This window comes from Streptomyces sp. NPDC003284, from assembly GCF_053589675.1.
The window spans coordinates 1-13,352 of the sequence record NZ_JBSFSI010000035.1; the positions used below are offsets into that span (position 1 = coordinate 1).

The 13,352-nt window shown below is 74.1% G+C and carries 11 protein-coding genes and 1 pseudogene; 3 read left to right on the forward strand and 9 right to left on the reverse strand.

The features are described 5' to 3' along the window. The 8 genes and pseudogenes from ACWDYF_RS36615 to ACWDYF_RS36650 all read right to left on the reverse strand — a co-directional run. Positions 1-197: pseudogene (locus tag ACWDYF_RS36615) on the reverse strand (methylmalonyl-CoA carboxyltransferase); the annotation flags it as partial. Between the two features lie 36 nt (positions 198-233). After that, positions 234-434, reverse strand: a complete 201-nt coding sequence (locus ACWDYF_RS36620) for an acyl-CoA carboxylase epsilon subunit (RefSeq protein ID WP_018569602.1) — start codon at positions 432-434, stop codon at positions 234-236. 287 nt (positions 435-721) lie between these two features. Further along, positions 722-2,824: a condensation domain-containing protein gene (locus ACWDYF_RS36625; protein ID WP_381741745.1), complete on the reverse strand. Its 2,103-nt coding sequence runs from the start codon at positions 2,822-2,824 to the stop codon at positions 722-724. 187 nt (positions 2,825-3,011) lie between these two features. Beyond that, a complete protein-coding gene (locus ACWDYF_RS36630) occupies positions 3,012-3,950 on the reverse strand; it encodes a 4'-phosphopantetheinyl transferase family protein (protein ID WP_389471151.1) in 939 nt (312 codons plus the stop codon). Between the two features lie 29 nt (positions 3,951-3,979). Continuing rightward, positions 3,980-5,443 carry a hypothetical protein gene (locus ACWDYF_RS36635; protein WP_389471148.1) on the reverse strand — a complete coding sequence of 488 codons (1,464 nt, stop codon included), beginning with the start codon at positions 5,441-5,443 and terminating at the stop codon, positions 3,980-3,982. A gap of 20 nt (positions 5,444-5,463) precedes the next feature. Then, positions 5,464-6,417 carry an aromatase/cyclase gene (locus ACWDYF_RS36640; protein WP_381741750.1) on the reverse strand — a complete coding sequence of 318 codons (954 nt, stop codon included), beginning with the start codon at positions 6,415-6,417 and terminating at the stop codon, positions 5,464-5,466. A gap of 100 nt (positions 6,418-6,517) precedes the next feature. Then, a complete protein-coding gene (locus tag ACWDYF_RS36645) occupies positions 6,518-7,348 on the reverse strand; it encodes an AfsR/SARP family transcriptional regulator (protein ID WP_018569595.1) in 831 nt (276 codons plus the stop codon). 425 nt (positions 7,349-7,773) lie between these two features. Then, positions 7,774-8,490, reverse strand: coding sequence for a ScbR family autoregulator-binding transcription factor (locus tag ACWDYF_RS36650; protein WP_381741752.1), 717 nt, complete (start codon positions 8,488-8,490; stop codon positions 7,774-7,776). Positions 8,491-8,656: 166 nt separating this feature from the next. Here ACWDYF_RS36650 and ACWDYF_RS36655 point away from each other — a divergent pair, with 166 nt between their 5' ends. Next, complete coding sequence (locus tag ACWDYF_RS36655; RefSeq protein ID WP_381741754.1) at positions 8,657-9,604, forward strand: NAD-dependent epimerase/dehydratase family protein; 948 nt, start codon at positions 8,657-8,659, stop codon at positions 9,602-9,604. Here the strand turns inward: ACWDYF_RS36655 and ACWDYF_RS36660 are convergent. Further along, positions 9,581-10,852, reverse strand: a complete 1,272-nt coding sequence (locus ACWDYF_RS36660; RefSeq protein ID WP_389471141.1) for a cytochrome P450 family protein — start codon at positions 10,850-10,852, stop codon at positions 9,581-9,583. The two genes, ACWDYF_RS36655 and ACWDYF_RS36660, sit on opposite strands and share 24 nt — an antisense overlap. A gap of 435 nt (positions 10,853-11,287) precedes the next feature. Here ACWDYF_RS36660 and ACWDYF_RS36665 point away from each other — a divergent pair, with 435 nt between their 5' ends. Together ACWDYF_RS36665 and ACWDYF_RS36670 are read left to right on the forward strand one after the other, a co-directional pair. After that, entirely contained in the window at positions 11,288-12,199 is a 912-nt protein-coding gene (locus tag ACWDYF_RS36665) for a ScbA/BarX family gamma-butyrolactone biosynthesis protein (protein WP_026252817.1), read from the forward strand. 519 nt (positions 12,200-12,718) lie between these two features. Beyond that, positions 12,719-13,291, forward strand: coding sequence for a transcriptional regulator (locus tag ACWDYF_RS36670; protein ID WP_389471138.1), 573 nt, complete (start codon positions 12,719-12,721; stop codon positions 13,289-13,291). Positions 13,292-13,352: the final 61 nt, after the last annotated feature.

Sequence of the window (13,352 nt, forward strand, 5' to 3'; positions counted from 1 at the left end):
TCCTGGAACGACCCCGGGTCCACCAGCAGCTCGATCCGCTCCCGCGCCGTCAGCTTGCCCTTCGCATGCTGCGCCGCGGTCGCCTTCTCGCTCGGTCCCGCCACGGCCTGCGCACGGATCCCGTGCAGTTCGGCGACCCGGCCGTGGATGTCGGCCGGCGCGGCCTCGGCCGGAGCGGGAGCAATCGTCATCGACATGTCGTCAGTTCCCTTTCTGAGCGACGGAGCATCTCATCACTGCCAACTGCGCGGCGCTTTGTAGGCCTCCGGCCGCCGCCACCTGCGGGAGCCGCCGGCCGGCCGTCTGCCTTCCTCGTCGTCGGCTCCGTCCGCGCGCAGGGCGAACAGCACGACCGCGAGCGCGGCCAGCTCCTCGGCGCTGGCCCGGCCCCGTTCGACACGCAGGGACGGCTCCCCGTGGTCCGAATAGCCCATGCCCCCTCCTCCGGCGTTTCGGCCACCATCCGGCACCGGGCTCGACGAACGCTCTCACTGCGCTCGAGAAACGCTGGCGGTCGCCGGGACCTGCGGTGGTCCGACGGACGGGAACTCCGATGGACAGGAACAGGGACGGGAACGAGGGGGGGCTGGGGGGGACGGGGACGGAACGGGGAAGCGGCCGGGCCGTGCGGCCTCGGGCACGCCGCGCGCCCCGAGCGCGCGCGGGTGCGTGTTCGGGGCATCCGCGGCGCGCGCTCGGGGCGCGCAGGGGGCGTGCGGTGTCAGACGGTCCGGGCGCGGATCGACTCCAGGGCGCGGGCGAGGGCGCGGGCGCTCTCGGCGACGCCGCCGATGCCCGTCATCACGACGGTCGTGGCCGTGGCGGTCCGGGCCGCCGTGCCCTGGGCGATCTCGTACGCGACCCGGCCCGCGGGACCGCAGCCGCAGAGCACCAGCCGCCGTCCCGGACCGAGCAGTTCGGGCAGCGCGGAGGGCGGGGTGCGGACGTCCCCGCCCAGGCTCAGCGAGACGATGCGCTCCGGGCCCTCGTACTCCTGGACCAGCGACTCGTAGACACCGGGCGGCACCCCGGGCACGGCCACCAGGCAGACCACGTCGGCGTGCGGGCCTCCGGGGCGCAGCACGGCGAGGGCGACGGTGCGCGGGCGGCGCCCCTGCCGGGCCATGCGCGGCACCTCGCCGGGCTCCAGCAGACCGAGCACCTGGCCCACGGTGACCCGTTCGTCCTGCTGGTCGGAGAGCCGGCGCAGCAGTTCCATGCACTGGGAGAGCACGCCGGAGGCGTCGGCGTCCGACAGTTCGGCGCGGTCGTAGGTGGCGGTCAGCAGCAGTCCGCCGTCCGCGTCGTACTGCGCGACGAGGGTCACCGGCAGACTGGTGTCGCCGCTGGCGCTCTGCGGTACGTCCACCTGGATGCCCTGGGCCTTGAGTTCGGCGCGCAGTACCTCGGGCAGTTCGGGTCGGCTGTCGAAGCGTACGAGGGTGTCGGCGAGCCGGACGGCCTCCTCGCGGCCGCTCCACCTGAGGATCCGGTCGCCGGAGACCCACGGGTAGGCGCTCAGGTCGAGGGCGGCGTCGCGGACCTGGCGCAGCAGGTCCACCAGGGGTGCGGCCGGGTCGACGGTCACCGTCATCGGCAGCGGGTTGCCCAGCAGTCCGGGCACATCGGCGGCGCCCTCCAGGGTCAGGTCGCGGCCGGAGAAGTGCACCCCGAAGCTGACGGGCACCGGTCCGCGGGTGTCCGCGGCGCGGTAGAGGAGCAGCGCCCAGACGACGTGCAGCGCGCTGCTCTCCCCGGCGCCCCAGAGGGCGGCCCAGGAGCGCAGCCGGGAGGTCTGGTGGGGGCGCAGCCGGCGCTGGATGCGCCCGGCGCCGGTGAACCGGGTCCGTCCGCCGTCCCGGCCCGGCCGGACCGCGGCATCGGCCGGGGGCGCGGCGGTGGCCCAGTAGCGGCGGGCCGCCTCGGTGTCGCGGTCCTGGAGCCATGCGGCGTGGTCGCGGATGTCCGGCCGCCGCTCCCCGCCGGGCACGACGCCGTCGGCGAGGTAGGCCCGGTAGAACTCCCGTACGAGCAGATGGGCGCCGCGGCCGTCGAGCAGCGCGGAGTGGTAGCTCAGCAGGACGCGGGTGGGGGCCGGTCCGGTGGCGGCACGGGCGCCCGGCAGCGGGCCCGGACCCGGTCCGTGCCCCGGGCCGCGGGCGGGGGCGGAGCGCTGGGGCGGGCCGTCGAGCAGGGTGACCCGCAGCAGGCCCGGCCGGTGCAGTTCGAAGCCGCGCAGCCGGTCGCGCCGCAGCAGTTCGCTCCAGGCCACGGTGGCGTGCCGGTGGCGCACCACCTCGATGGGCGCGTGGTCGTGCAGCACGAGCAGGGGGGCGCCGGTCCAGTCGAAGGAGGCGCGCAGCACGGTCTCCCGGTCGGCGACGGAGTGCCAGGCGGCGGTGAACCGGGCGGTGTCCAGCGGGCCGGTCCAGTTCCAGCACAGCTGCTCGATGTGCCGGCCGGGGCCGCCCTGCCGGGTGACGGCGGCGAGCAGCAGCTCGCGCTGGTAGCCGGTGACCGGGACGGTGCCCGCGGAGAGCGGGGCCAGCAGGTCGGCGAGCAGGTCGGCGGAGAGCGCGGGCGGCCGCTCGCCGGGCGCGGTGCCGGTGCGGGCGAGGCGTACGAGGCGGCGGCCGGTGCCGTCGTCGTCCAGGGTCACCGTGTACGCGCGGTGCCGGGCGGCGACGCGGTCGGCGACGGCCTCGGCCTCGGCGGCGCCGAGCGGTCCGCACAGTTCGAAGACCAGCGGGGCGCCGGGCTGTGCCCCGCCCGGTTCGTGGACCACGGCGAGGACGGCCTGCGCGTGCGAGTGATGGCTGCTCATCCGGCACCTCGGACACCGGAACGCTCCGCCGCAGCGGGCCGGACCGGTCCCCTGCCCTCCTTCTGGAATCGTTTCTGCGCAGCTGTCGCGACCGTGCTCGCGCGGCAGCCCCCGACCACGGGCCGCGCCGGGCGGTGCGCACGGTCGTCCGCGGCCCGCTCACTCCGTCTCTCGCCGTCGTCCTCGTTCATCGTCCGCCGGGCCTCCCCGACCCCGGAAAGCTTAGTGTTCTCGCAGGTGAGAGCCATGGTGACGCGAGTCCGTCTGGATCGGCCCGCAAGCGGGACTCGACCGGACCGGACGCGCGGTGCGCCTCGCTCACCAGATAGCGTTCCCGGATCAGCCGGGTGCTGAAGCTCCAGCCGCGCGTGGCGTCGGACTCCTCGGCCAGCCGGGCGCCGCCGTCCGCGTCCCAGCAGAAGCCGACGGCGTTGAACCGCCGCCGCATGCCCTGCCCGAGCGCCTTGGTGTACGCCTCCTTCAGCGTCCACAGCCGCAGGAAGCGGGCGGCGCGCTCGGCGTCCGGCAGCGCGGCCAGCGCCTCGGCCTCCTCGGGGGTGCACACATGGCTGCGCAGCAGTTCGAAGGAGGCCCGCCGGGTCACGGACTCGGCGTCCACGCCCACCGGTCCGCGGCGGCTGACGGCGACGACGATCAGCTCCTCGGTGTGGGCGAGGCTCAGGTGCAGGTCCTCGTCCAGACCGCGCACGGTGGGCCGCCCGCCCGGCTCGTAGGCGACGTCGAGACCGTCCGGCGGCACGTCGAGGACGGCCGCCGCGGTGTGCTTCATCACCAGGCGCGAGACCGCGAAGGCGTACCGGCCGGCCGGTGCGGGCGTCTGCCGGTAGCGCGGCCAGTCCCGGCCGAGCAGGGTGCGCAGGCCGGGGTCGAGCAGGGCGGCGGTCAGCCACTCGCCCCACGTGGTGTGCACCACCACCCGCCCCGTGTCCTCGGCCCGTTCGCGCACCGCGTCCCACGGCCCCTGCGGACCGGCCACGTGGACGGGCGGCGCCGTCTCCTGCCCGGCCGTCCCGCCCGTCGTACGCCCTGCCCCTTGCTCCGCCGGTTCCGCCACCGTCCGTTCCACCGCCGCCGGTTCCGCCGTCCACCGCTCCGCTTTGGTCATGGCGTCGGCCCCCGTCCTCCCCGCCGTGCTCACCACAGCAGCCTCGTGCCGTACACGTCGCAGTCGACTCCCGCGCGGATCCGCTCGGTCAGTTCCGTCCAGACGGCGCCGACCGGGTCGGGCGCGTCGCCGGGCAGGGGCACTCCCAGCCGCCGGACGACGCGTTCCAGGGCGAGCAGCGCCCAGTCGCAGCCGCCCAGGAAGCCGCCGCGGTCCTCGGCCGCGGCCTCCTGGACGCCCAGGACGGCGGCGGCCAGGAGCAGCAGTGCCTGGCGGTCGGCGAGGGCGCGCGCCGCCGGGTCGGACGCGGTGGCGGAGGCCGCCCGGGACGGGCCGCGCAGCGCCCGCTGCTCGGTCGCCAGCCGACGGGCGAACCGGGTGAGCGCGGTACGGGCCGGGGTGTCCCCGGCGCGGTCCGGCCGCCCGGCCGCGCCCGGCAGGACGGCCGCGAGCGCGGCGGCGTCCGGCGCGGGCGGTACGGGACCGCGCCCGCCGCCGTACGCGTCGTCGTACGCGCCGTCGTACGCATCGGCACCGTGGGGTCCGGTGCCGGGGCCGACCGGCGCCCCGAGCCGGAACAGCTCCCGCGGCGCGGGGTGTCCGGGCTGTTCCGAGGCGTCGGCGAGCCGGGGCAGCAGCCGGATCAGCCGGGCCCGGCCGGAGGCCACGGCCGTCCGGTCCACCCGGGCGGCGGTGCGGATCGCCGACTGCCGGGCCAGGGCCTCGCGTTCGGTGGCCGCCGGTCCGGACAGGCTGTCGTTCAGGACCAGTTCGAGGTCTCCGAGCAGTCCGCCGACCAGTCGCGGCACGACGTACCCGGTCGCGGCGGACAGTACGTCCCCGCCGCCGTCGGCCGTGTCCAGGGCGCGCAGCGCCACCGCCGTCAGGCTCTCGCAGGCCAGCAGGTCGGCGAAGACGGCGGCGAGCACGGGCTGCCACTGCCGGGCCCCCGGCCGGCCGGACCTGAGCGCGGCCACGTGCCGGGCGGTGGTGCGCAGCAGGTCTCCGGTGGCCGCGGTCAGCGCGGCCGGGGCGAGCAGTTCCGCCAGCCGCGCCCGGTGCCCGGCCGCCGTGGGCGGCTCCGCCGTCCCTCGCGGGGCGCCGGTGAGCAGCGGGCGGATCACCCAGTCGTGGGCCAGCGCCGCGTCGCGGCGCAGCAACGGCCTCAGTACGCGCACCAGTTGCCCGGCGGGTTCGTCGTACCCCCGCACTCCCGCGCCGGGCGGCAGCGGACCCCACGCCGGGTCGGGGCGCGGCAGGTCCGCGCCGCCCGAGGCGGCCAGCGCCGCGCGCCCGTAGGGGTTCGCGGGATCGTCCGGGTCGCCGAGCAGCGCCTCCCAGCGCAGCGCCCGCAGCACCGGCTCGTCCGGCGGCGCGGTCCCGGCGCGGGCGGGCGGGGGCGCCTCGCCGCGCACCGGCGGACGGCGGGCGCCGTTCGGGGCGCCCGCGACAGAGGCGGGGGGCGTCGGCGGTCCCGGTCGGGTGAGGGGCATCGGCGGTCTCCTCGTCGTCCTCATCCTCGCCGCAGCCGGCGCAGCGGGCTCTCGGCGTGCCACTTGGCCAGGCCGAGCGCCTCCCGGCTGGCGCGGCCCAGCCACTCGCGCACATGCGTGCGGGCGTCCGCGAGGCAGGTGCCCTCGCCCAGGAGCGGTGCGACGGCCTCCTCCCGGAGCAGCACGCGGTGGGCGCTGACGAGGGTCGTCCCGGTCGTGTCGGGCACGAGGGACCACTCGCCGCTGTGCGCCGCGATCAGCTCGGGCGTCAGGGTCTCCTTGTAGACGATCCGTCCGGCGTGCGGGAAGCACAGCCGTACGGTCTCGACGGTGACCGTCTCGCCGGTGTCGGCGGCGCAGGTGTCCAGCGCGGCGATCTGGATGCCCGGCTGGTCCTCGGTGACGCTGGTCCACTCGACGTGCGGGATCAGCTCCGTCCAGTCCTGGACGCGGTAGAGGAAGTCGTAGACCAGCTCGGAGGGCCCCTCGACCCGCACGCTGTCCTCGAAGGACAGCAGCAGTTCGTCGAGCCGGTCCCAGCGTTCGGCGGCCTCCCGCACCCGGGCGAGCTGGGCGCGGACGTCGGCGTCGAGGGTGTCCGGTCCTTCGGCGGGGCCGCCGCGGGGCCTCTCGTGCCGCAGGGTGACGCGGGAGCGCGCCGCGCCCTCGGGTTCGACGGTCCAGGTGCCGCTGCTGGTCGCCCCGGGCCAGGCGGGGTCCGCCAGTTCGAAGTCGATGGACCGCGTCAGCGGGTGGAGCAGGCGGCGGGAGCGGGAGGCGTGCACATGGTCGGCGGTGACGTCCCACACCCACAGCTGCTCCTCGGTCCCGTCGAAGTCCATCTGTTCGACGTGGACGCAGGACGGCAGGAACACCGGCCACCGGGGGGCGTCGGCGAGCAGGCCGTAGACGACCCCGGCGGGGGCGTCCACGCTGACGGTGTCCTGGGACGAGTGCACCCGCTGGGACGGCATGAGTGCCCCCTCTCCTCCGGTGCGCCCAGCCTGTCCCGGGGCGCTGGAGCGGCGCTCGAACCCGGGTGGAGGACCGCCAGGGCGGGCCCGTGCCGCCGGGTCAGCCGACCTGGGCGAAGCGGCCGGTGGCGGGGGCGCCCACAGCGGAGGGCGCGCCGGCCGGGCCGGACATCAGGATGGACTGCTGGAGCTTGGCGAGCACCGGCGAGGGCTCCAGGCCGAGGGTGCGCACCAGGGTGGCGCGCAGCCGCTGGTAGGCGTTGAGGGCCTCGCCGCGGCGCCCCGAGCGGTAGAGGGCGACCATGTACTGGCCGCACAGGCTCTCGTGGCTGGGGTACCTGCTGACGAGCACGGTGAGCTCGGCCAGCAGTTCGCGGTGCCGGCCGAGCCTGAGGTCGGCCTCGATGCGCTGGTCCAGGGCGCACAGCCGGCTCTCCTCCAGCCGCCTGATCTGCGTCTCCAGATGGACGCCCGCGTGCACGTCGGCGAGGGCGGGTCCGGTCCACAGGGCGAGCGCCTCGCGCAGGCGCGCGGCGGCCTCGGGGTAGTCCTCGGCGTCCATGGCGCGGTAGCCGGTCCCGGCCAGCCGCTCGAACTCGCGGACGTCGCTGCTTCCGGTGCCGCCCTTGAGCAGATAGCCGCTGGGGACCGTCAGCAGCACGTCCTTGGCGGACCGCTGCCCGTCGCCGCCGTCCTGGCGCAGCGCGCCGTTGATCAGTTCCCGCAGTTGCAGGATGTACGTCTGGAGGGTGGGCCGCGCGCTGCGGGGCGGGCGCGCCCCCCACAGCTCCTCGGTGAGGGTGGCGACCGGCACCACCTTGTCCGCGTTCAGTGCCAGCAGGGCGAGCACCTGGCGCGGCTTGGGGGCAGTCGGTGTGATCGAGACGCCCTGTTCCCGTACGGCGAGTGTGCCGAGTACGTCGATATCCACGCTGTCTCCCCGTCGTAGCTGCCCGCGTTCTGGAGCGGTTTCCTAGCAAGCCGAGTAAAAAACAGCATGCGCGGTATGTCAATACGAGGGTCCCGACCCCGTTTCACTCACCCTCTCAAGGAAGAAAAACGGGCATACCGCCTCATCTTCCAGAAAAGACGAGCGGGTGAAGCGGCCGGATCCGCCGGAGGGGCCGTCAACTCCGCCGCCATTACCAGACCGTTGAGACTGTTTTGCCAAGTCTTTTGATGCGTCTGAGGCTGGTGCGGATCGACGGCCCGGCGCACCGGGAGAACCGGCGCGCCGGGCCTGTTCCCGGGACGGCCGCGCGGACGGCGGCGCGGGAGGGGCGGGTCGCAAGGCAGGGGCGGGTCGCAAGGCAGGGGCGGGTCGCGCGGGAGAGGGGCGGGTCGCGCGGGCGCGGCCTACTCCGCGTCGGCGGGCACCCGCGTCCGCAGCCCGAAGGCCTGGACGCTCTCCGGGGCCCGTTCCGCCTCGTCCCGCGCGCGCTGCTCGATCTCGCGGACGATCTCGTCGGCGCGCTCGGGGGTGACGACCAGACGGCTCAGCACGGCCGGGACGGCGATGCTGGGCAGCAGGTGCTCGAAGAGGGACACCACCCGCTCCACCAGGTCGGCCCGGTCGCTCAGCGTATGGGAGTACACCTGTACGCCGGTCCAGGCGGCGGAGACGATCCAGGCACTGGCCGCAGGGTCGACGTGCGGCAGCAGCTCGCCCTGCGCCTTCGCCTCGTGCAGCACCTTCTCCGTGGTGGCGATCCAGAGGGAGACCGCCTGGCCGCCGAAGAGCGTGCGCATCTCCTGGCCGAGGGAGAGCCGGGCGGCGGCGCTGACCACCGGGTCGCGGCGCATCCGGTCCGCCGTGAGCAGCCCGGTGTCCACCAGCTCCTGGAGCTTGCACACCCTGGGCGCCAGCGAGACCTCCGCGAACTGGGCGTTCAGCACGCCCTCGGCCAGCGCCTGCTTCGAGGGGAAGTGGAAGTACAGCGCCCCCTTGGTGACGCCGGCCCGGGTCAGGATCTCGCCGATCGTGGCGGCCTCGTAGCCACGTTCGTCGAAGACGGACGCGGCGGCCTTCAAGATCGCGTGCCTGGTGCGGATCGCACGCTCCTGTTGTGCCACGACTCCTCCTACGCGCTTGCTGCCTGGCGAACAACGCCCTCTACTGCTTGTTCCCCTCTAGAAACAAAACCAGGTAGTCCGTATTTTCACAAGCAGTGTCGAGGAGTCGCGCGCCGAGCGCGGCCGGAAGCAGCAACGATGTCGAGGACCGACAGGGGGCCCGCGCATGCCGCAGCATCTTCTCATCACCGGGGCGAACGGCTTCATAGGACGGTATGCGGTACGGGCCGCGCTCGCCCGGCCGGAGACGAGGATTCGGCTGGTTCGCCACCATGGGGCCGTCCCGGCGCCCGGCGAGGACCGGGTGCGGGTGGTCCACGCCGACCTGGCGGACGCCGCCTCGGTCGCCGGTCTCTGCCGGGGCGTCGACACCGTACTGCACTGCGCCTCGCGCGTCGGCGGCACCGAGGCCGAACTGCGCGCCGTCAACGAAGCGGGCACCGCGGCCCTGGTCGCCGACGCCCAGCGGCACGGGGTGCGCCGCATCGTGTACGTGAGCACCGCCGCCGTCTACGGTCGCGGCCCCTTCCGCGGCGCCGGGCCGGACGAACTGGCCGTCCGGCCCGCGTCCGCCACCAGCACCACCCGCGCCGCCGCCGAGCGGAGCGTGCTCGCGGCCGGAGGGACCGTGCTGCGCCCGCACCTCGTCTACGGCACCGGGGACCGCTGGGTGGTCCCCGGGCTCGCCCTGCTGATCCGGCACCTGGGGGCGCCCGTCGCGGACACCGGCGTCCATTCGGCCGTCGAGGTGTCCGCCCTGGCCGAGGCCGCGGTGGGCGCCGCCCTCGCGGACCCGGACCGCGACCTGGCGGGCGCCCACCACGTCAACCACCCGAGCCCGGTGCCCGGCGCCGTCCTGATGGAGGCGGTGTGCGGTGCGCTGGGCACGGAGGGCGCCGCGCCGCTGACCGCCGAGCAGGCGCGCGCCCGGCTGCGGGAGAACCCGACGGCGCTGCACCACCTCGACATGCTGACCGCGGACCACTGGTTCGCCAGCACATCCGTCTGGCGGCTGCTGGGCCAGGACCCCGGCCCGGAACCGGCCCGCGGTCTGCTCGGCCATCTGCCGTGGTACCGGGAGCAGTTGGGCTCACCCGTGCACGCCGGCCGCTGAGGCGCCCGCGCGCTGCCGGCCGAGGAGCAGCGGGACCTCCTGGTGGCCGTTGGAGATGAAGGAGCCCAGCGGCCGCAGTTCCCCGGCCGGTACCGCGAGGGCGGCCTCGGGGAACCGGTCGAACAGGCCGCGCAGCGCGATCTCCGCCTCCATACGGGCGAGTTGGGCGCCCACGCAGTAGTGCGCGCCGTGGCCGAAGGCGAGGTGCTCGCGGCGGGTGGCGCGGGTGACGTCGAAGGTGTGCGCGTCGTCGCCGTGCACGGCGCGGTCGCGTCCGGCCGCCGCGAAGGAGATGACGATGGGCTCGCCCTTGCCGATCACCGTGCCGTCCACGTCCACGTCCTCGACGGCGTAGCGGAGGATGCCGTTGGCGCCCGGCGCCTCCGCGCGCAGCGCCTCCTCGACCGCGTCGGCCCAGATGGCCTCCCCGGCCCGGACGCGGGCGAGCTGCCCGGGGTTGTCCAGCAGCAGGCAGACGGCGTTGTCCAGCAGGTTCACCGTGGTCTCGTACCCGGCGGTGAACAGCAGGATCAGATTGTCGACCAGTTCCTTCTCGCTGAGCCGGGAGCCGTTGGTCTCGTCCCGGGCGGCGATGAGGCTGCTGGTCAGGTCCTCACCCGGGGTCTCCCGCTTGAGCGCGACCAGTTCGCCCATCGTCCGGTACAGGTCCACCTGGTTGCGCCGGGCGTCCTCCATGGTGGCCGTCGTGTCGAAGAAGCCGCTGATGATCCGGTGCAGCGACGCGCGGAACTCCTCGGGGATGCCGAATAGTTCGCTGAGCACGAGGGTGGGCAGCAGATGGGCGAAGCGGGCGCGGAAGTCGACCGGCCCGTTCTCGCCCTCGCGGGCGAGGCCGTCGAGGAGCGTCGCGGTGATCTCCTCGACGCGGGGCCGCAGCAGGGCCACGCGGCGCGTGGTGAAGGCCGAGGCGACGAGCCCGCGCAGGCGCTTGTGGTCGTCGCCGTAGGCGGTGACCATGTTCTGCACCGAGACCCAGATGGCCAGCGGCCAGGTCTCGGCGATCTCGCCGTTGATCCACGCGGGCCAGTGGCGGTAGGCGTCCTTCGAGATCCGCGGGTCGATCAGCAGTTTTCTGATCGCCTCCTGCCCGGTCACCGACCAGGCCTCGACCCCGCCGGGCAGGACGACACGGGTGAGCGGTCCCTGTGCGCTCAGCCGGGCCGCCTCCCCGTGGATGTCCCGGCCCGAGGGGTCGATCGCGTACGGACACTGCTGCTGACGGGTCATCGCTTGTCTCCAGTGAGCCAGATCCGCAGGACATCAGGTGACGACGGCGGCCCGACCGTAACACCGCGCGGGGGCCTCCATCGGTACTTCAGCCGGAACCATAACAAACCAGATGACCGGTTTTGCAAGAGCGCGTGACCTGGAGAGTGACAAGTGCCGCCACCGCTAGTCAATCACAACGGATATGCGCACTTCCTTCACAACTCTGCACTGATAAGCGCTGGTTGCCCCTTTTGTCAGCCCAGAAAGTTGCGGCTTTGAACTACCCTAAGCGGAGGCTCATATTCAGTTACCCTGCGGACACTTGCCCAATCCTTTACCTTGAGCCCCCAGACAACAAAACCGGTGGGTCCGTATCTTATGAGGCGTCGTCGAACAAAGCTTCCAGGCGGGGGGTCTGCGATGGGCTTGCACAGCACGCACAACGGAGTCGGATTGGCGACGCTGCCGCGTCTGACCACCACGGTCCCGAAGGAATACGTCCACCGTGCCTGCTTGGCCGAGGTGTTCCTCACCGGCTGCACCAGCCAGGAGGACCACCGGTTCTCCCTCACCGGACAGTGGCCCAGGGCGCACATGCTCTTCAACCGCTCCGACGGGAACGGGCACGACCCGCTCCAGGTAGCAGAGACGTTTCGGCAGGCAGGCATGTTCCTGGCCCACGCCGAACTCGGCGTTCCGCTCACCCATCAGTTCGTGATGTGGAACCTCAGTTACACGACGTATCCGCAGCACCTGGGGATATCGCTCAGCCCGACCGACTTCGAACTCGAGGCCAGCTGCGCCGAGATCACCTGGCGCCGGGGCATGGCCGCCTCGCTGCGGCTCGAACTGTCCATCGTGCGGGACGGAGTCCTCGTGGCCCACGGGGCGGGCACCTTCTCCACCGTCCCGCCGGCCGTGTACGAACGGCTGCGGGCGAACCGCACGCCCGGACCGGACGACGCGTTCGACCTCGCGGCGTCCCGGGTCCCGCTCGACCCGGCGTCGGTGGGCCGCACGTCCCGGGCCGACGTGGTGCTCACCGCCACGGACTCGCCGACCCGCTGGCTGCTCACCCCGGATCTGGCGCACCCCATCCTCTTCGACCACGCCGGCGACCATCTGCCCGGCATGGTCCTCCTGGAGGGCGGCCGTCAGGCGGCGTGCGCCGCGCTCGCCCCCCGGGGTCTGGTCCCGGCGAGCGCCACCACGGAATTCGTCCGCTACGCCGAACTGGACCGGCCGTGCTGGCTGGACATCACCCGGGTGACGCCCGAAGCGGGCGGTATGACGACCGTCCAGGTCGCCGCCCACCAGGACGGGGAGACGGTCTTCACCTCGACGATCACCGGCCCCGTCTGCTGACGGCGGCCGCCGGGCCCCGGCCCGGTCCCGCTCCCCCGCACCCTCCCGCCGCCCGCGGCGCTCGGGCCACCGAGCCCCCGGGCGGTGGTGTTCCTCCCCGGCCGAACGGTCCGCCCGGCCCCCGAGAACGGTCCGTGTCCGGGTCACCGGAGCGCGCGGCCGACAGGGTGCCCGATGTCCTCGGACCGGACGGGACCGGGCCCTTGGCCGGTCTCCTCCTCGGCGATGAGGGCGCTCATGCTGTCTCCTCTCGTCGGCAGATCGTCGGCAAGTCGTCAGCAAGTCGTGGGCAAGCCGTGGGCAGGCGGTGCGATGCCCGGAACGGCGGGAGGCCGGAGCTTACTCATTTTGGCACCCGGCGACCAGGTTGTCCGTAAGGTTTCCCACCGGATCCGGGACAAGGACGCGGCGTGCGCCGCCGGCCGGGGCCCGCGGGCCGTGGACCATACTGATCCCCGACAGCTCCTCGGTCCCGGCGGCACGGCCGGGACCGGGACCGGGCGGAGGAAGGAGGCGGCCGTGCCCGAGCGCACCCAGGAGTTCGGCAAGTACGGGGCCCGTGGCATCAAGGGGTACGAGGCCGTCGCCCACCGGCTCGACGCGCTCGCCGGATTCGTCGTGACACCGGTGACCGTACGGCGCGGCCTGCTGGCCCGCCTGCACTACCTCACCCGCACCCCGCACGCGCGCGCGGCGGCACGAGCGGCGGGCCTGACGGTCACCGACCGCACGCTGAAAGCGTGGCTCGACGGCCGCCGCAACCCGTCGCGGAAGAACCTCGAACGCGTCGAGACCGCCTACCGGACCGTGCGCCGCCACAACGTCGCCCGCCATCTGCTGGGCCGCCTCAACCGGGAGGGCCGCGGCACCCGGGTGGAGATCCATCCGCTCAACCAGTCCCAGGTGCCCCGGCCGCGGCAGCGGTTCGTGGAGTTCCGCGCCCTCAACATCCGCCGCTGGGACCGGATCGTCGCGGCCTGGGCGGCCGACGACGCGCAGGCGCTCGACGACGCCTGGGTCGACCAGATCGTCGACCTGGGTTCGCAGTGGGGTCAGTACGAGTACGTCACCAACGTCGGCTTCGCCGCCTGACGGTCCTGTCGGCGACGACCTCGTCGGCCGGTGCCACCGGTATGCGCCTTGCGCATGAGCC

Coding starts and splice junctions, on each gene's coding strand:
- ACWDYF_RS36655 (WP_381741754.1), top strand. CDS start 8,657: ATGCCGCAGCATCTTCTCATCACCGGGGCGAACGGCTTCATAGGACGG.
- ACWDYF_RS36660 (WP_389471141.1), bottom strand. CDS start 10,852: ATGACCCGTCAGCAGCAGTGTCCGTACGCGATCGACCCCTCGGGCCGG.
- ACWDYF_RS36635 (WP_389471148.1), bottom strand. CDS start 5,443: ATGCCCCTCACCCGACCGGGACCGCCGACGCCCCCCGCCTCTGTCGCG.
- ACWDYF_RS36620 (WP_018569602.1), bottom strand. CDS start 434: ATGGGCTATTCGGACCACGGGGAGCCGTCCCTGCGTGTCGAACGGGGC.
- ACWDYF_RS36640 (WP_381741750.1), bottom strand. CDS start 6,417: ATGCCGTCCCAGCGGGTGCACTCGTCCCAGGACACCGTCAGCGTGGAC.
- ACWDYF_RS36625 (WP_381741745.1), bottom strand. CDS start 2,824: ATGAGCAGCCATCACTCGCACGCGCAGGCCGTCCTCGCCGTGGTCCAC.
- ACWDYF_RS36630 (WP_389471151.1), bottom strand. CDS start 3,950: ATGACCAAAGCGGAGCGGTGGACGGCGGAACCGGCGGCGGTGGAACGG.